We start from the raw sequence: 17742 nt of genomic DNA, 5'->3' as shown, positions 1-17742 counted from the left end.
CGATTAAAGTGCGATACCGATGTTGCTCACGCCTTCTTCACGTAACTCTTCACGTAAACCTTTAATCAAGCTGATGTCACGCTCTACCGCTTCACGCAGTGGACGGAAAATAGCCCACTGCACGTCCCATTCTTCACATACGGCTTCATTTTCTTTCTGGTTGTCGTTGGTTATTGGCTCTGCACCTTGCGCTTGCTCTAGATCAGCAACGGTTTGTACCGACTGTTGGCTCACTTTAAGCATTGAATCGAAAAGGTAGTCGCGGTCCAATAGACCATGCAGTAACGTAGACAAACCCTGACACGCGTCCATCGCTGGGTAAACGCCGTAAAAATCGAACTCATCCGCACTTGGGAACAACTCTTCTAACTTCTCTAATTGACGTTCGAAGTTAATTTTCGCGTTCTTAACTGTCAAAATTTCCCATACACTATCAAGAATCGCTCGGTAAGCACGCGGGTCAGCAAATTCTGTGTTCTCACAAAACATCGCATAGTTTGGATACATGCGTTCACACAGACACGCCATAAAGGTAATTTGTTGCCAAGGTTCTAGTTTTTCTAAACGAACCTGAAGAGGATTCTTAAGCATAGTCACTCAATCATTGAAGAAAAAAACAGCGAAAGTGTACTTGATTCATCACAGGGAAAAAAGTTAATGCCGTATTCAAATCAGATTTTCCTGCTCTCAGAGCATCGCGACACCTACAAAACGTTACTGGCAGAGAAAAATCTGCCCGATCTTTGCCTCACCGACCAACCTGAAGAAGCTCAGATCGTACTGGCGGATCCACCATTACTATCACAAAGGTTAGACGAGTTTTCACAGCTTGAGTGGGTGCAATCCACATTTGCGGGGGTGAACGCTTTAATGTCACCGGCTCTGCGCCAAGATTACACACTGACCAACGTACGCGGTATTTTCGGCCCATTAATTGCCGAATATGTGCTGGGTTACAGTATTGCCCATTACCGCCACTTCAACCGATACCACCAGCAACAACAAAACAAACGATGGCAGCCTCACCTCTATACATCATTACAAAGTAAAACCATGGTGATTCTCGGTACTGGTAGCATTGGGTGTTATTTGGGCAACGCAGCTAAAGCAATGGGAATAAAAACTATCGGTATTAACCGAACAGGTATCCCGACTTCAGGCGGCGAATTTCATCAGACCTTTCATATCAATGAACTAAGTAAGGCATTTGAACAAGCCGACATCGTTGTGAATACTCTACCAAGTACACCTGAGACGCGACAGTTACTTAATCGTCAAACGCTCAGCCAACTAAATCAGACGTTATTGTTTAACGTTGGTCGTGGCGACGTACTGGATGAGACAGGGTTGCTCTTCGCTCTGAAAAACCGTTGGGTAGAACACGCCTTCTTAGATGTGTTTGAGCAAGAGCCGTTATCGGTAGAGCATCCGTTTTGGAAACTACCGCAAGTCACCATCACTCCACACATTGCTGCGCTGAGTTTTCCCGAGCAAGTCATCGAGATTTTTGCTGACAACTATCTACGCTGGCGCGATGGGTTTTCATTAAATTATCAAGTGGATTTCGAAAAGGGTTACTGAGAATGTCGTTAGACGAGCTATTGCAACAAGTGAGGGCCTGCCAGATATGCGCGGATAATTTACCTTTGGGCGCAAACCCTGTCGTACAAGCCGCAAAAGGGGCACGCATCCTAATCATCGGTCAGGCCCCAGGCACACGTGTACACAAAACTTCGATACCTTGGAATGACCCAAGTGGTGATCGATTACGCCAATGGCTCGATATCGACAAAGACGTTTTCTACGACCCAAATAAAATTGCCATTGTCCCAATGGGATTCTGTTATCCAGGCAAAGGGAACTCTGGTGATTTACCGCCTCGTAAAGAATGTGCGCCCACTTGGCATAGAAAGATTCTTGAGCAGCTGCCCAATATAGAGCTCACTCTATTAATTGGTCAGTACTCGCAGCAGTACTACCTGACCAATAAGCCCAAGACGCTCACACAAACTATTCAACAATGGCAAGATTGGGAACCGGACTTTATCCCGCTCCCTCACCCATCTCCACGTAATACATTGTGGTTAAAGAAGAATCCTTGGTTTGAATCTGAAGTCGTGCCCTACCTTAAAAAACGCGTTCACTCGATGCTTTAGGTTACCCATGATCTAATTGATTTTTTATCTGTACAAGAAAATTGGCGTACAAACACCAATCAACTAAATTATTGTTTATAAAAAGATTAAACAACATACGTACAGTTTAAATAGTAATTAGATCATAGTAGGCCAAATACTACTAGAGCTGTACAGCCTTGAGTTTCAGATAAAAACTGAATTTTAGGTAAAAAAATACCGGCACTGAAGGCCGGTATTGGATTTCAAAAAATCTAACTTACTTGTGGTATGGCTTAGATAGCTCGTGTACTGCTTCTACAAACACGCCCGCGTTTTCTGGCGGTACATCCAAGTGGATACCATGGCCTAGGTTGAACACATGACCAGTACCCGTATCACCAAAGCCTTCTAGGATATCCGCTACTTCTTCGCGGATACGCTCTGGTGAAGCGTAAAGCATGGATGGGTCCATGTTACCTTGCAGCGCCACCTTATCACCGATACGTGCTTTCGCGTCTGCAATGTTGATTGTCCAGTCTAGACCAACCGCATCACAGCCCGTTGCTGCGATTTGCTCAAGCCACATACCGCCATTCTTAGTAAACAGTGTGACTGGCACGCGACGACCATCGTTTTCACGAATCAGACCATCTACAATCTTGTGCATGTATTGCAGTGAGAACAGGTTGTAGTCACGAGGCGTCAGTACGCCACCCCATGTGTCAAATACCATTACCGACTGCGCGCCTGCTTTAATTTGCGCGTTTAGGTACTCGATAACGCTGTCTGCCAGCTTATCTAGAAGTAAGTGCAGAGTTTGTGGTTCCGCGTACATCATTTTCTTGATCTTGGTGAAGGCTTTAGAACTGCCACCTTCGATCATGTACGTAGCAAGAGTCCACGGGCTACCAGAGAAGCCAATTAACGGCACTTCACCCTTAAGGTCTTTACGGATCTGACGTACTGCGTTCATTACATATTGCAGTTCACCTTCTGGATCTGGCAAACCAATTTTTTCCACGTCAGCTTTGCATGTAATTGGGTTATCAAAAACAGGTCCTTCGCCCGCAGCAAAACGTAAACCAAGCCCCATTGCATCTGGAATCGTTAAGATGTCCGAGAATAAGATCGCGGCATCAAGAGGAAAACGGCGTAATGGTTGAAGTGTCACTTCGGATGCTAATTCTGCATTTCGACACAAAGACATGAAATCACCCGCTTCTGCACGAGTCGCTTTGTATTCTGGTAGGTAACGACCTGCCTGGCGCATCATCCATACTGGCGTGTAATCTACCGGCTCTTTTAAAAGCGCACGCAGATAACGATCATTTTTTAATTCAGTCATTCCGTAATTCCAACTGTTAGGCTTTCTGTGAAAGGGGGTATTCTATCACTGATTTAAGTCCAATAGCTGTGTGCTTTGCAACCTGGATCAAGTTATTAACTTTTAAATCAATGCTTAATTTGCACCCAATCGGTATCAGTGTTAAAAATTTGTTCGCTAGCGAAAACTACAATTATAAACTGAGTACCCAGTACTCAGCATCTCATAACGACATCTTACTTACCCCCTCCCTCTCGGAGGGTTTTTTTTATCTATTTATCAGATAATTAGAATCAATATCTTGTAGCGTTTGTTCGATAAGCGCTCTTGCAATCGTTCCTTTAGGCGCAACAGGCGGCATCTCGTCAATACCAAACCATTGTGCATCAGACAGCTCAGTGTAGTCTGGACTTAACTCTCCCGATTCATAGTCAGCTAAAAACCCCATCATCATACTCGATGGGAAAGCCCAAGGCTGGCTGCCAAAGTAACGAATATTTTTAACGAGAATTCCTGTTTCTTCATGAATTTCTCGAGCCACACACTCTTCTAATGTCTCACCAACTTCTAAGAAGCCGGCAATAACGGTATACATACCATTTCGATGCCTTGGATGTTGAGCCAATAAGATCTGATTCTCTTTACGCACAGCAACGATAATACATGGAAATATTCGAGGATAATGGAGAGTACGGCATTCGCCACACTGCATAGCTAACTGGTTATTATTAAGAAAGTTTCTTCCACCGCACTGTGGGCAAAAACGCAGACTTTGCGTCATGTGCCCATACTGGACCGCTTTACTTAACAACATAAATAATGGCTCAGGAAAATGCAGGCAGTCGCGTAGTGAGACTAATGGTAGATCATGCTCCAGATCAGACAAATTAAGCCACATGACGGGCGAACCTGAATACTCACCAATGGTCCTTGCACTCACTTCAGGCAGTGATAACTGCTCTGCAGACCCGAAAGGCACAGCACCATCCACCAGCCAAATTTCACTTCCTGCAACAACACACCAGTATGCATTTATCGCGCGGTTAACATCACCTTTTCTTAACATTACACCATCCCTTTGCTTGAAGTTCGTTCATTTTACTGGCAATCTAATTTCATACTAGAGTTTGTCGTTAAGTAAATTTGCACTCTAAATTCTAGTAAGGACAAGAGTTTGTAATAACTTTACTAACTTTGCTTTGCAAAGGATACGTTCGCCAACAGGCGATCAGATCATGAGGGCATGGTCATGCTAAAAAAATTCAAACAAACACAAGACCAGTGGGGTGGCTCAAGTGATGTCATTGATCACTGGTTAGAGACAAGACAATCCCTGATTGTTGAATATTGTAAGCTTGCAGCACTGCAACCTTGTTCGAAAACCAATGTTATTGAACTCCCATCTCCTTCCGAATTGCAGGATTTCTGTCAGCATCTCGTTGATTACATCTCCGAGGGCCATTTTAAAATCTATGACATGGTTATGGATCGCTGGAAAGCGACTGGCTTTGTCGTGACCAATGAAATCAATCAAACTTATGGTCAAATAGTCCTGACAACTGAACCACTATTGAACTTTAACGATAAGTACTCAGAAGTTACTGAAGATGATGAATTAGATGATTTCGATTCTGATATGTGTCTCATTGGCGAAATTCTTGAGACTCGATTTGAAGTCGAGGACTATCTGATACAGCAGATTGCAGAGAGTCTGTCTATGCCCCCAGGAGCTTAGTGTTTGCGAACATTCAGAGACTGAAGGATAGAAAAGACTGACGATCATCGTCGGTCTTTTTTGTTTCTAGCCTTACCACTATTACCTTCTCTAAGAACCCTCTCGAAGAAAAAGGCAGGATAAAAACTAAAAAGGCACCCGAAGGTGCCTTTTTCTTAAGCTTTTAACGATTACTCGTTATGATGACTTACTCTTCAGAAGAGAAACCAGCGTTTAGAAGTGCCGCTAGATTGTCCGTTGCTTGCTCAGCAGAAGGACCATCTTGCGCTTCAGAACGTTTAGCTTGACGCTCTTGGTGGTATGCGAAACCAGTACCAGCTGGGATCAGACGACCAACAATAACGTTCTCTTTCAGACCACGTAGGTCGTCACGCTTACCAGAAACTGCTGCTTCTGTTAGTACGCGAGTTGTCTCCTGGAACGATGCCGCAGAGATGAACGACTCAGTCGCTAGAGATGCTTTAGTGATACCTAGTAGTTCACGTTCGAAACGTGCAGGCTCTTTGCCTTCAGCTTCTAGGTTACGGTTAGCAATCTTAACTTGTGAGTACTCAATCTGCTCACCAGGTAGGAACTCAGAGTCACCAGAGTGAGTAATAGTACACTTACGTAGCATCTGACGAACGATAGTTTCAATGTGCTTATCGTTAATCTTAACGCCTTGTAGACGGTAAACTTCCTGTACTTCATTAGCAATGTACTGCGTTACCGCGTGTACGCCACGTAGACGTAGGATGTCGTGTGGAGACTCTGGACCATCTGCGATCACGTCACCACGTTCAACTTTTTCACCTTCGAATACGTTCAACTGACGATGCTTAGGAATCATCTCTTCGTAAGCTTCACCGCTTTCACGTGTGATCACTAGGCGACGTTTACCTTTGGTCTCTTTACCGAAGCTCACAGTACCTGTGTGCTCAGCAAGGATTGCAGGCTCTTTCGGCTTACGTGCTTCAAATAGGTCAGCAACTCGTGGAAGACCACCGGTGATATCTTTGTTACCGCCAGACTTCTGAGGAATACGTGCTAGTGTCGCACCAACACCTACTGCTGCGCCATCTTCGATGTTCACAATCGCTTTACCAGGTAGGAAGTAGTGAGCTGGCATATCAGTACCAGGGATCATTACATCGTTACCTTGCTCGTCAACAAGTTTGATAGCTGGACGCATATCTTTACCTGCTGAAGGGCGAGCTGCTGGGTCAGTTACTTCGCTTGAAGATAGACCAGTTAGGTCATCAGTTTGACGAGATACTGTTACGCCGTCGATCATATCTACAAACTGGATTCGACCTGCTACCTCAGTAATGATAGGTAGTGTGTGCGCTTCCCAGTTTGCAACTGTTTCGCCAGCTTGAACTGTATCGCCATCGCCTTTGCTTAGTAGCGTACCGTAAGGCAGTTTGTGTTTCTCTTTCGTACGACCAAACTCATCAATAATAGTTAGCTCTGTCGCACGAGAAGTGATAACGATCTTACCGTCATCTGCTAGTACAGATTTAGCGTTGTGTAGCTTGATAGAACCGTTGTTCTTAACTTGAACACTGTTCTCTGCCGCTGCTGTCGATGCCGCACCACCGATGTGGAACGTACGCATGGTAAGCTGTGTACCTGGTTCACCGATAGACTGAGCAGCGATAACACCTACTGCTTCACCTTGGTTCACTAGGTGGCCACGTGCTAGGTCACGACCGTAACACTGTGCACAACAACCGAAGTCAGAATCACACGTTACTACAGAGCGCACTTTCATGCTGTCTACTGAGTTCTCTTCCATGATTTGACACCACTTCTCATCGATCAGGGTGTTACGTGGAATAAGAACGTCTTCAGTGCCAGGTTTTAGTACGTCTTCAGCAACAACACGACCAAGAGCAAGCTCAGAAAGTGCAACTTTAACATCACCACCCTCGATGTGAGGCATCATGTCGACACCTTCGTGAGTGCCACAGTCATGTTCAGTTACAACAACGTCTTGAGCAACGTCTACTAGACGACGAGTTAGGTAACCCGAGTTCGCTGTTTTCAGTGCCGTATCCGCAAGACCCTTACGAGCACCGTGCGTTGAGATAAAGTACTGAAGTACGTTTAGACCTTCTTTAAAGTTTGCTGTGATCGGCGTTTCGATGATTGAACCATCTGGACGCGCCATCAGACCACGCATACCCGCAAGCTGACGAATCTGTGCTGCAGAACCACGAGCGCCCGAGTCCGCCATCATGTAGATGCTGTTGAATGACTCTTGCTGTTCCTCTTCACCGTCACGGTTAACTACCGTTTCAGATGAAAGGTTTTCCATCATTGCTTTCGCAACACGGTCGTTGGTCGATGCCCAGATATCGATAACTTTGTTGTAGCGTTCGCCCGCAGTAACAAGACCTGATTGGTACTGTTCCTGGATTTCACGTACTTCTTCTTCCGCTTCTGCGATTTCAGTGTACTTAGCTGCTGGTACAACCATATCGTCGATACCAACAGATACACCAGAAAGTGCCGCGTACGCGAAACCGGTGTACATGATTTGGTCAGCGAAGATTACTGTGTCTTTCAGACCTAGTTTACGGTACGCCTCGTTAAGTAGGTTAGAGATTTGCTTCTTACCTAGCTTTTGGTTAACGATGCTGTACGGTAGACCAGCTGGCACGATTTGCCATAGCATTGCACGACCAACAGTGGTGTCTACCATCTTGGTTTCTGTAGTGCTGTTGCCATCTTCGTCTACAACAGTTTCTGTAATACGTACTTTAACGCGTGCGTGAAGCTCAGCTTGTTTAGTGCGGTATGCTTTCTCAGCCTCTTCTGGGCCAGAAAGGTACATGCCTTCACCTTTCACGTTGATCTTTTCACGAGTCATGTAGTACAGACCCAATACAACGTCCTGAGAAGGTACGATGATCGGATCACCTGACGCTGGCGACAGAATGTTGTTTGTCGACATCATCAGAGTACGAGCTTCAAGCTGTGCCTCTAGAGTTAGAGGTACGTGAACCGCCATTTGGTCACCATCGAAGTCCGCGTTGTACGCCGCACAAACAAGTGGGTGTAGCTGAATCGCTTTACCTTCGATCAGTACTGGTTCGAACGCCTGGATACCGAGACGGTGAAGTGTCGGTGCACGGTTCAATAGTACTGGGTGTTCACGGATTACTTCGTCTAGGATATCCCAAACGACCGCTTCTTCACGCTCTACCATTTTCTTAGCAGCTTTGATTGTAGTCGCAAGACCACGAGTCTCTAGCTTGCTGTAGATGAATGGTTTGAATAGCTCAAGTGCCATCTTCTTAGGAAGACCACACTGGTGCAGACGAAGGTATGGACCTACTGTGATTACAGAACGGCCAGAGTAGTCTACACGTTTACCTAGAAGGTTCTGACGGAAACGACCTTGTTTACCCTTGATCATATCAGCAAGAGATTTCAGAGGACGCTTGTTAGAACCTGTGATCGCACGACCACGACGACCGTTATCTAGTAGCGCATCAACAGACTCTTGCAGCATACGTTTTTCGTTACGTACGATGATGTCCGGAGCAGCTAGCTCTAGAAGACGCTTCAAACGGTTGTTACGGTTGATCACACGACGGTATAGATCGTTAAGATCAGAAGTCGCAAAGCGACCGCCATCTAGAGGTACTAGAGGACGTAGATCTGGCGGAAGTACTGGAAGTACTGTTAGGATCATCCACTCTGGGTTGTTACCCGATGCGATGAACGCTTCTACCAGCTTAAGACGCTTAGTTACTTTCTTACGCTTAGTTTCAGAGTTTGTTGTCTCTAACTCTTCACGCATTTGTTCTGCTTCAGCGTGCATATCCATAGAACCTAGTAGGTCCTTGATAGCTTCCGCACCCATCTTAGCAGTGAACTCGTCGCCCCACTCTTCTAGACGATCTAGATACTCTTCTTCAGTAAGCATCTGACCTTTTTCTAGATCAGTCATACCTGGTTCTGTTACTACGTACATTTCGAAGTAAAGAACACGTTCGATATCACGTAGAGGGATATCCATCAGTAGACCGATACGAGACGGTAGCGATTTTAGGAACCAGATGTGAGCTACTGGTGAAGCCAGTTCAATGTGGCCCATACGGTCACGACGAACTTTAGTTTGTGTAACTTCTACACCACACTTCTCACAGATAACACCACGGTGCTTCAGGCGCTTGTACTTACCACAAAGACATTCGTAGTCTTTAACTGGACCAAAGATACGCGCACAGAACAGACCATCGCGTTCAGGTTTGAACGTACGATAGTTGATCGTTTCAGGTTTTTTAACTTCACCAAAAGACCATGAACGGATCATGTCTGGTGAAGATAGACCGATTTTGATTGCATCAAATTCTTCGGTCTTATGCTGTGCTTTTAGAAAGTTTAATAAGTCTTTCACAATCAGCTCCTGTAAGGAGTTAAAAGGAGCTCACTCGCTAAAGTGAGCACCTTCTTCCAAATAATCGCTTTGATTCTCTCGACTTTCATCAAGAGAGAAAGGATTACTCTTCGTCTTCTAGCTCGATGTTGATACCTAGCGAGCGGATCTCTTTCAACAGTACGTTGAACGATTCTGGCATGCCAGGTTCCATGCTGTGGTTACCGTCTACGATGTTCTTGTACATCTTAGTACGGCCGTTAACGTCATCCGACTTAACCGTTAGCATTTCTTGTAGCGTGTAAGCAGCACCGTATGCTTCTAGTGCCCATACTTCCATCTCACCGAAACGCTGACCACCGAACTGAGCTTTACCACCTAGTGGCTGCTGAGTTACTAGGCTGTACGAACCAGTTGAACGAGCGTGCATCTTGTCATCAACAAGGTGGTTCAGTTTTAGCATGTACATGTAACCAACAGTTACAGGACGCTCAAACGCATCACCTGTGCGACCATCAAACAGTGTTAACTGACCTGATGTTGGTAGATCTGCTAGCTCAAGAAGTGCTTTGATTGACTCTTCTGGAGCGCCATCAAATACAGGAGTCGCGATTGGTAGACCGCCACGCAAGTTCTTGATCAGAGTACGTACTTCATCATCAGATAGAGAAGCAATGTCTACTTTCTGGCGAGTGTCGCCTAGGTCGTAAACTTTTTGTAGGAACTCGCGGAACTTCGCTAGTTCTTGCTGCTCTTTAACCATCTGGTTGATCTTATCACCGATACCTTTCGCAGCCAGACCTAAGTGTACTTCTAGGATCTGACCGATGTTCATACGCGAAGGTACACCCAGTGGGTTAAGTACGATGTCTACAGGCTGACCTTTTTCATCGTATGGCATGTCTTCAACAGGGTTGATCTTAGAGATTACACCCTTGTTACCATGACGACCCGCCATCTTATCACCAGGCTGAATGCGACGTTTAACCGCTAGGTAAACCTTAACGATCTTCAGTACGCCAGGTGCTAAATCATCACCTTGAGTGATCTTACGACGTTTAGTTTCGAACTTCTTATCGAAGTCAGCTTTTAGCTCGTCCCACTGCTCAGCAAGTTGCTCAAGCTGAGTTTGTAGTGCGTCATCTTCTAGCGTTAGTTCTAGCCACTTCTTACGATCAGTTGTGTCTAGTTTCGCTTCAGAGTAACCGCCTTCAATCAATACAGCTTTAACACGGTTTAGAAGGCCACCCTCAAGAATCTGGAATTCTTCAGTTAGGTCTTTCTTCGCTTCTTTAAGCTGCATCTGTTCGATTTCAAGCGCACGCTTGTCTTTCTCTACACCATCGCGAGTAAAGACTTGAACGTCGATGATCGTACCTGATACAGAGTTAGGTACACGTAGTGAAGTATCTTTAACATCAGATGCTTTTTCACCGAAGATAGCACGTAGTAGCTTCTCTTCAGGCGTTAGCTGAGTTTCACCTTTAGGTGTTACTTTACCAACTAGGATGTCGCCACCCTTAACTTCAGCACCGATGTAAACGATACCTGACTCGTCTAGTTTAGACAGAGCAGATTCACCTACGTTTGGAATATCAGCTGTGATCTCTTCAGAGCCCAGCTTAGTATCACGCGCCACACAAGTAAGTTCTTGAATGTGGATTGTCGTGAAGCGGTCTTCTTGAACTACACGCTCAGATACTAAGATCGAGTCTTCGAAGTTGTAACCGTTCCAAGGCATGAACGCGATACGCATGTTTTGACCAAGCGCTAGTTCACCAAGGTCTGTTGAAGGACCATCAGCAAGAACGTCACCGCGTGATACAGGCTCACCTGGCATCACACATGGGCGCTGGTTAATACATGTGTTCTGGTTAGAACGTGTGTATTTAGTCAGGTTGTAGATGTCGATACCAGCTTCACCTGGTACTAGCTCTTCTTCGTTAACTTTAACAACGATACGAGAAGCATCTACTGACTGGATTACACCACCACGTTTAGCAACTGCAGTTACACCTGAGTCAACGGCTACGTTACGTTCAATACCAGTACCAACAAGCGGTTTGTCCGCTTTCAGTGTCGGAACTGCCTGACGTTGCATGTTCGCACCCATCAATGCACGGTTCGCATCATCGTGTTCTAGGAACGGGATAAGCGATGCAGCGATAGATACAACCTGGTTTGTCGCAACGTCCATGTACTGAGCGTGCTCACGAGGGTGTAGACCAGATTCACCTTTCTGACGAGCTGTGATCAGCTCATCTGCAAAAGTACCATCTTCGTTTAGCTTAGCGTTCGCCTGAGCGATAACGAATTGGCCTTCTTCGATTGCAGATAGGTAATCTACTTCGTCTGTTACTACGCCATCTACAACGCGACGGTATGGTGTCTCTAGGAAACCGTACTCGTTACAACGCGCAAACGCAGATAGAGAGTTGATCAGACCGATGTTTGGACCTTCAGGCGTTTCGATAGGACATAGACGACCGTAGTGAGTTACGTGTACGTCACGTACTTCGAAGCCAGCACGTTCACGAGTTAGACCGCCAGGACCCAATGCAGAAATACGACGCTTGTGCGTTACTTCTGATAGCGGGTTGTTTTGGTCCATGAACTGTGAAAGCTGTGAAGAGCCAAAGAATTCTTTAACTGCCGCAGAAATTGGCTTCGCGTTGATCAAGTCTTGAGGCATGATTGCGTCAAGATCGCCTAGGCTTAGACGCTCTTTAACTGCACGCTCAACACGTACTAGACCTACACGGAACTGGTTCTCAGCCATTTCGCCTACAGAACGGATACGACGGTTGCCTAGGTGGTCGATATCGTCCACTTCGCCCTTACCGTTACGGATCGCGATCAGCTTCTTCATCACTTCGATGATATCAGTTTCATCAAGTGTGCCTTGCTCTTGAGCATCTTCACGACCGATAGAGCTGTTGAACTTCATACGACCAACAGTCGATAGATCGTAACGCTCTTCAGAGAAGAATAGGCTTTCGAATAGAGCTTCTGCAGCTTCTTTTGTTGGCGGCTCACCAGGGCGCATCATGCGGTAGATTTCTACCAATGCAGAAATACGATCAACCGTGCTGTCGATACGTAGTGTTTCTGACATGAATGGACCGTGGTCTAGATCGTTCGTAAATAGAACTTCTAGCGCTTTGTGGCCAGCCTGAGATAGGTTCGCTAGTGCTTCCAGGCTGATTTCCTGGTTAGCGTTAACAATGATCTCGCCAGTTGCTTCATTGATGTAATCTTTTGATGCAACTTTACCTACGATGTACTCAACTGGTACTTCGATGTGATCAACACCATCTTTTTCTAGTTGGCGGATATGACGAGCTGTTACGCGACGACCTTGCTCAACGTAAACTTTACCATTCGCTTCGATGTCGAACGACGCAGTTTCACCACGTAGGCGATCTGGAACCAACTCCATCAATAGAGTTTGGTCTTTCACTTCGAAGTTCACTTTCTCGAAGAAGAGATCTAGGATTTCTTCTGTCGACTTACCTAGTGCACGAAGGATGATCGATGCTGGTAGCTTACGACGGCGGTCGATACGAACGTACAAGTTATCCTTAGGATCAAACTCGAAATCAAGCCATGAACCACGGTAAGGAATAACACGTGCGTTGTATAAAACTTTACCTGAAGAGTGGGTCTTACCCTTATCGCTGTCGAAGAACACGCCTGGGCTTCGGTGCAGCTGGGATACGATAACCCTCTCGGTACCGTTAATTACGAAGGTACCATTGTCTGTCATGAGTGGAATTTCACCCATGTAGACTTCTTGTTCTTTAATGTCTTTTACAGTACCTGCTGGCGCGTCTTTATCAAAGATAACTAGGCGTAGTTTTACACGTAGTGGCTTTGAGTAAGTTACACCGCGGATTTGACATTCTTTAACGTCAAAAACTGGCTCACCAAGACGGTAGCTAACGTATTGCAGCTCAGAATTGCCGTTGTAGCTCTGAATCGGGAATACAGAACGGAAAGCGGCTTCAAGACCGTATTGACCTTCAGGATCCTGTTCGATGAATTTGTCGAACGAATCGAGCTGGATCGATAGCAGGTATGGAATGTCCAAAACTTGTGGACGAGTACCAAAGTCCTTACGGATGCGCTTTTTCTCGGTATAAGAGTAAACCATGGGGTTCCTCAGCTCGCTGATAAGTGACCCAAACTGTCCGCCCGCTCCTAGTTACTTAGGGGGGTAAGGGACAGTGACTAATATAGCTGTTTACTGTAGTGACATTTCATTTCGTAAGAATGAAATGTTTTTTGCATGGATATCAGGCGCTTAAACAGCGGGAAAATTCGCCTATACCCTACAGCGCAAAAAGGCCGGTGGTTAAAAAACCACCAGCCAATTAGCCGTTAGGCTAAGAAACTATGCAATAATTACTTAACAGCAACAGTTGCACCAGCTTCTTCTAGCTGAGCTTTAAGAGCTTCAGCTTCTTCTTTCTCAACACCTTCTTTAAGAGGTGCTGGAGCGCCGTCTACAAGAGCTTTAGCTTCTTTAAGACCTAGGCCAGTTGCGCCACGTACTGCTTTGATTACAGCAACTTTGTTACCGCCAGCAGCTTCTAGGATTACGTCGAATTCAGTTTGCTCAGCAGCAGCTTCGCCGCCAGCAGCGCCGCCAGCTACAACAGCAGCAGCAGCAGAAACACCGAATTTCTCTTCCATTGCTTCGATTAGTTCAACAACTTGCATTACAGACATTTCTGCAACTGCGTCTAGGATTTGCTCGTTAGTAATAGACATAACAATTCTCTTTTAAGTCAACAATAAGTTTATTAAGCAACCAGTAAAAAGCAAGGCTTATGCCGCTGCTTCTTGTTTTTGATCGCGGATAGCTGCGATAGTACGCGCCAGCTTGCCAGCCGAAGCTTCTTTCATGCACATCATTAGGCGTGCAATTGCTTCGTCGTAAGTTGGTAGTGTTGCTAGTACTTCAGCGTCAGTTAAAGCGCCTTCATAAGCAGCAGCTTTGATCTCGAAATCTTTGTTCTCTTTAGCGAAGTCTTTGAAAAGACGCGCTGCAGCACCTGGGTGCTCATTAGAGAATGCGATTAGTGTAGGACCAGTGAAAGTGTCAGTTAGACACTCGTACTCAGTACCTTCAACCGCACGACGAGCAAGAGTGTTACGAACAACTCTCATGTAAACGCCAGCTTCACGAGCTTGTTTACGTAGAGAAGTCATCGCGCCAACTTGAACGCCACGAGAATCAGCTACAACTGCAGAAAGTGCACCACTGGCAGCTTCGTTGACTTCAGCAACAATTGCTTTTTTGTCTTGAAGGTTTAAAGCCATCTTGGATTTACTCCTGGTTGTCGTTACACCACTCACTATCATCACGACAGTGAGAGCTATTGAGGTGCTTCCCCAGAAGAAAGTTAACTATATTACATAGAGCTTTCTGTCAGTTCGGGCACCATCTACGTAGGATAATTAAGTTTGCTTTTACACAAACACCTACGGTCTTGGACGGAGACTGGGTCTTAATTCATTTCGAACTAGGAGACAGTTCAAAGAACCAAAGTTCAGCCCCAACCACAAATATTAGGCGCAAAATTATACACTAATTTTGCGCCTAAGCAAATAAATTATGCTTGAGTGTTCAGGCTAGCCTGATCAACAGCAACACCAGCACCCATAGTAGTAGAGATGCTTACTTTCTTCAGGAAAGTACCTTTCGCTGAAGATGGCTTAGCTTTCTTCAGAGCAACTAGAAGTGCTTCTAGGTTCTCTTTGATCTGCTCAGCAGAGAAGTTTGCTTTACCGATAGTAGTGTGGATGATGCCGTTTTTGTCGTTACGGTAACGAACCTGACCAGCTTTAGCGTTTTTAACCGCTTCAGCAACGTTAGGAGTTACAGTACCAACTTTAGGGTTTGGCATAAGACCGCGAGGACCTAGGATAGTACCTAGTTGACCTACAACGCGCATTGCATCTGGAGAAGCAACAACTACGTCAAAGTTCATTTCGCCTTTCTTAACTTGCTCAGCAAGATCTTCCATACCTACGATGTCTGCGCCAGCTTCTTTAGCTGCTTCAGCGTTAGCACCTTGAGTGAACACTGCAACGCGGATTTCGCGGCCAGTACCGTGAGGTAGTACAGTTGCACCACGTACGTTCTGGTCAGATTTACGAGCATCAATGCCTAGGTTAACAGCAACGTCTACAGACTCAACGAATTTCGCAGTCGCTAGTTCTTGAAGAAGAGCAACAGCTTCGTTGATTTCGTATTCTTTAGTTACGTCAACTTTTTCGCGGATTACGCGCATGCGCTTAGTTAGTTTTGCCATCTTATTAACCCTCTACCACTAGGCCCATTGAACGAGCAGTACCAGCGATAGAACGCTTCATCGCTTCGATGTCAGCACCAGTCATATCAGCAGCTTTAGTTTCTGCGATTTCTTGGATTTGAGCGTCAGTTACAGTACCAACTTTTTCAGTGTTTGGACGACCTGAACCAGACTTAACGCCAGCAGCTTTCTTAAGAAGAACAGCAGCAGGTGGAGTCTTAGTTACGAACGTGAAAGAACGGTCGCTGTATACTGTGATAACTACTGGAGTTGGTAGACCTTTCTCAATAGATTCTGTTTTTGCGTTGAACGCTTTACAGAATTCCATGATGTTCACACCGTGTTGACCTAGTGCAGGACCTACTGGTGGACTAGGGTTAGCCATACCAGCAGCAACTTGTAGCTTGATGTAAGCTTCAACTTTCTTAGCCATGATAATTCCTAAGTTTGGGTACAAACGCTAATCGCGGATCAGCTCCCCGTTTGTGTAAGAAACTTTTTACTTCACTTGAAGTAAAAAGGCGCGAAATTATAGTCATAATCCGCGCCTTATACAACCCTAAAAAGGTGATTTTTTATACTCTTTAACGAAGAGTCTTAGTCCAGCTTTTCAACCTGACCAAATTCAAGCTCAACTGGTGTCGCACGACCAAAGATCGAGACAGACACTTTCAGGCGGCTCTTCTCGTAATCCACTTCTTCAACAGTACCGTTGAAGTCAGCAAATGGACCTTCGTTAACACGTACCACTTCACCCGCTTCGTACATTGTACGTGGACGAGGCGCTTCACTCGCTTTCTCAAGACGATTAAGAATCGCGTCAGCCTCTTTATCCGTGATAGGTGCCGGACGGTCTGAGGTACCACCAATGAAGCCCATGACACGCGGCACACTGCGTACTAGGTGCCATGATTCATCGTTCATAATCATCTGAACAAGGACGTAACCTGGGAAGAACTTACGCTCAGATTTGCGACGCTGACCCGCGCGCATTTCTACTACTTCTTCAGTAGGAACCAGTACTTCACCGAATAGCTCTTCCATGCCGTGCATTTTGATATGCTCGCGCAGAGATTGAGCTACACGACCTTCAAATCCAGAGAAGGCTTGAACCACATACCAGCGTTTTTTTGGAGCTTCACTCATGAATAAAAACCCTCTATACCCCAGTTGCTAGAGCTACTAGACGAACCATAATTCCGTCAATACCCCATAGCACTAGAGCCATTACAATACTTACAGCTAAAACGATCAGTGTTGTTTGCATGGTTTCTTGGCGAGTAGGCCAAACAACTTTACGTACTTCCATACGCGATTCTTTTGCAAAACTGATCGCTGCTTTACCTTTAGTCGTTGTTGCTGCAACGCCTAAGGCAGCTGCAATAAGAACAACAACGCCTGCAGCACGAACCACTACAGACATTTCACCATACAGGTAATTACCCATAACAGCGGCAGCTGCCAATACGAAAGCGGCTAACCACTTAAACGTATCTGCTGCGTTTGAGCTATCAGGAGTTTCAGCATTATTTGCTTTCATAAAACCAACCTGTTACAAGTCTTAATATAGACGACAACAACCCCGCTGTTGCAGGGCAAACTCCATATCGCTGAAAAAATCAGCGTACTCTTCTTAAGATTAAGCATCTTTGCTTAATCTTGCTCTGCGCCCAACCCACTTCTGAACAAGAAAACAGCAAAAATAATGTTGAGTGCAGAAAAAGGGCATCAAATGATGCCCTTTTTGCTACTGGTTCGTCAAATCTAATTCAAGATTTTCCGAAAGCATCGCTAATTCGCTATGAATTAGTCGAAGATCTTAGCAACAACACCAGCACCTACTGTACGGCCACCTTCACGGATCGCGAAACGTAGAC

The 17742-nt window shown here is 45.5% G+C and carries 15 protein-coding genes; 3 read left to right on the top strand and 12 right to left on the bottom strand.

Annotated elements, in window-relative coordinates; all coding sequences use genetic code 11:
- Positions 1–3: 3 nt before the first annotated feature.
- Positions 4–591 carry a YjaG family protein gene (locus tag ACWYVB_RS23010; protein ID WP_457530302.1) on the bottom strand — a complete coding sequence of 196 codons (588 nt, stop codon included), beginning with the start codon at positions 589–591 and terminating at the stop codon, positions 4–6.
- A 66-nt stretch (positions 592–657) separates the two neighbouring features.
- On the opposite strand from ACWYVB_RS23010, the gene ACWYVB_RS23005 reads away from it, so the two are divergent.
- Both ACWYVB_RS23005 and ACWYVB_RS23000 read left to right on the top strand, forming a co-directional pair.
- The gene (locus ACWYVB_RS23005) at positions 658–1581 is read left to right on the top strand and encodes a D-2-hydroxyacid dehydrogenase (RefSeq protein ID WP_457530300.1); all 924 of its coding nucleotides are present in this window, start codon (positions 658–660) and stop codon (positions 1579–1581) included.
- A 2-nt stretch (positions 1582–1583) separates the two neighbouring features.
- Entirely contained in the window at positions 1584–2156 is a 573-nt protein-coding gene (locus tag ACWYVB_RS23000; protein ID WP_457530298.1) for a uracil-DNA glycosylase family protein, read from the top strand.
- Positions 2157–2394: 238 nt separating this feature from the next.
- Here ACWYVB_RS23000 and hemE read toward each other — a convergent pair whose 3' ends face one another.
- Both hemE and nudC read right to left on the bottom strand, forming a co-directional pair.
- On the bottom strand, positions 2395–3462 hold the full coding sequence (gene hemE, locus ACWYVB_RS22995) for a uroporphyrinogen decarboxylase (RefSeq protein ID WP_006743188.1): 1068 nt from the start codon (positions 3460–3462) through the stop codon (positions 2395–2397).
- Positions 3463–3709: 247 nt separating this feature from the next.
- A complete protein-coding gene (gene nudC / locus ACWYVB_RS22990; protein ID WP_046874621.1) occupies positions 3710–4507 on the bottom strand; it encodes an NAD(+) diphosphatase in 798 nt (265 codons plus the stop codon).
- 177 nt (positions 4508–4684) lie between these two features.
- Here nudC and ACWYVB_RS22985 point away from each other — a divergent pair, with 177 nt between their 5' ends.
- A complete protein-coding gene (locus tag ACWYVB_RS22985; RefSeq protein WP_031780615.1) occupies positions 4685–5176 on the top strand; it encodes an Rsd/AlgQ family anti-sigma factor in 492 nt (163 codons plus the stop codon).
- 187 nt (positions 5177–5363) lie between these two features.
- On the opposite strand, the gene rpoC is transcribed toward ACWYVB_RS22985, so the two are convergent.
- The 9 genes from rpoC to ACWYVB_RS22940 form a co-directional block, all read right to left on the bottom strand.
- On the bottom strand, positions 5364–9566 hold the full coding sequence (rpoC, locus tag ACWYVB_RS22980; RefSeq protein WP_005397277.1) for a DNA-directed RNA polymerase subunit beta': 4203 nt from the start codon (positions 9564–9566) through the stop codon (positions 5364–5366).
- Positions 9567–9669: 103 nt separating this feature from the next.
- On the bottom strand, positions 9670–13698 hold the full coding sequence (gene rpoB, locus ACWYVB_RS22975) for a DNA-directed RNA polymerase subunit beta (RefSeq protein WP_005397275.1): 4029 nt from the start codon (positions 13696–13698) through the stop codon (positions 9670–9672).
- A gap of 251 nt (positions 13699–13949) precedes the next feature.
- A complete protein-coding gene (gene rplL, locus ACWYVB_RS22970; protein WP_457530295.1) occupies positions 13950–14318 on the bottom strand; it encodes a 50S ribosomal protein L7/L12 in 369 nt (122 codons plus the stop codon).
- Positions 14319–14375: 57 nt separating this feature from the next.
- Entirely contained in the window at positions 14376–14870 is a 495-nt protein-coding gene (rplJ, locus tag ACWYVB_RS22965) for a 50S ribosomal protein L10 (protein ID WP_005397270.1), read from the bottom strand.
- A 293-nt stretch (positions 14871–15163) separates the two neighbouring features.
- Positions 15164–15865, bottom strand: coding sequence for a 50S ribosomal protein L1 (gene rplA / locus ACWYVB_RS22960; protein ID WP_005384683.1), 702 nt, complete (start codon positions 15863–15865; stop codon positions 15164–15166).
- Positions 15866–15869: 4 nt separating this feature from the next.
- On the bottom strand, positions 15870–16298 hold the full coding sequence (rplK, locus tag ACWYVB_RS22955) for a 50S ribosomal protein L11 (protein WP_005384682.1): 429 nt from the start codon (positions 16296–16298) through the stop codon (positions 15870–15872).
- Positions 16299–16462: 164 nt separating this feature from the next.
- Complete coding sequence (gene nusG, locus ACWYVB_RS22950; RefSeq protein ID WP_005384681.1) at positions 16463–17011, bottom strand: transcription termination/antitermination protein NusG; 549 nt, start codon at positions 17009–17011, stop codon at positions 16463–16465.
- A gap of 13 nt (positions 17012–17024) precedes the next feature.
- Positions 17025–17405 (bottom strand): preprotein translocase subunit SecE, encoded by a 381-nt coding sequence (secE, locus tag ACWYVB_RS22945; RefSeq protein ID WP_457530290.1) that lies wholly within the window; start codon positions 17403–17405, stop codon positions 17025–17027.
- Positions 17406–17671: 266 nt separating this feature from the next.
- The coding region (locus ACWYVB_RS22940; protein WP_009599998.1) for an EF-Tu C-terminal domain-related protein at positions 17672–17742 on the bottom strand (71 nt) is incomplete at its 5' end.

Source organism: Vibrio sp. JZG10, from assembly GCF_054064075.1.
This window is presented reverse-complemented; position numbering and strand designations above follow the sequence as displayed.

Coding starts and splice junctions, on each gene's coding strand:
- ACWYVB_RS23010 (WP_457530302.1), bottom strand. CDS start 591: ATGCTTAAGAATCCTCTTCAGGTTCGTTTAGAAAAACTAGAACCTTGG.
- ACWYVB_RS23005 (WP_457530300.1), top strand. CDS start 658: ATGCCGTATTCAAATCAGATTTTCCTGCTCTCAGAGCATCGCGACACC.
- ACWYVB_RS23000 (WP_457530298.1), top strand. CDS start 1,584: ATGTCGTTAGACGAGCTATTGCAACAAGTGAGGGCCTGCCAGATATGC.
- hemE (WP_006743188.1), bottom strand. CDS start 3,462: ATGACTGAATTAAAAAATGATCGTTATCTGCGTGCGCTTTTAAAAGAG.
- nudC (WP_046874621.1), bottom strand. CDS start 4,507: ATGTTAAGAAAAGGTGATGTTAACCGCGCGATAAATGCATACTGGTGT.
- ACWYVB_RS22985 (WP_031780615.1), top strand. CDS start 4,685: ATGGTCATGCTAAAAAAATTCAAACAAACACAAGACCAGTGGGGTGGC.
- rpoB (WP_005397275.1), bottom strand. CDS start 13,698: ATGGTTTACTCTTATACCGAGAAAAAGCGCATCCGTAAGGACTTTGGT.
- rplL (WP_457530295.1), bottom strand. CDS start 14,318: ATGTCTATTACTAACGAGCAAATCCTAGACGCAGTTGCAGAAATGTCT.
- rplJ (WP_005397270.1), bottom strand. CDS start 14,870: ATGGCTTTAAACCTTCAAGACAAAAAAGCAATTGTTGCTGAAGTCAAC.
- rplA (WP_005384683.1), bottom strand. CDS start 15,865: ATGGCAAAACTAACTAAGCGCATGCGCGTAATCCGCGAAAAAGTTGAC.
- rplK (WP_005384682.1), bottom strand. CDS start 16,298: ATGGCTAAGAAAGTTGAAGCTTACATCAAGCTACAAGTTGCTGCTGGT.
- nusG (WP_005384681.1), bottom strand. CDS start 17,011: ATGAGTGAAGCTCCAAAAAAACGCTGGTATGTGGTTCAAGCCTTCTCT.
- secE (WP_457530290.1), bottom strand. CDS start 17,405: ATGAAAGCAAATAATGCTGAAACTCCTGATAGCTCAAACGCAGCAGAT.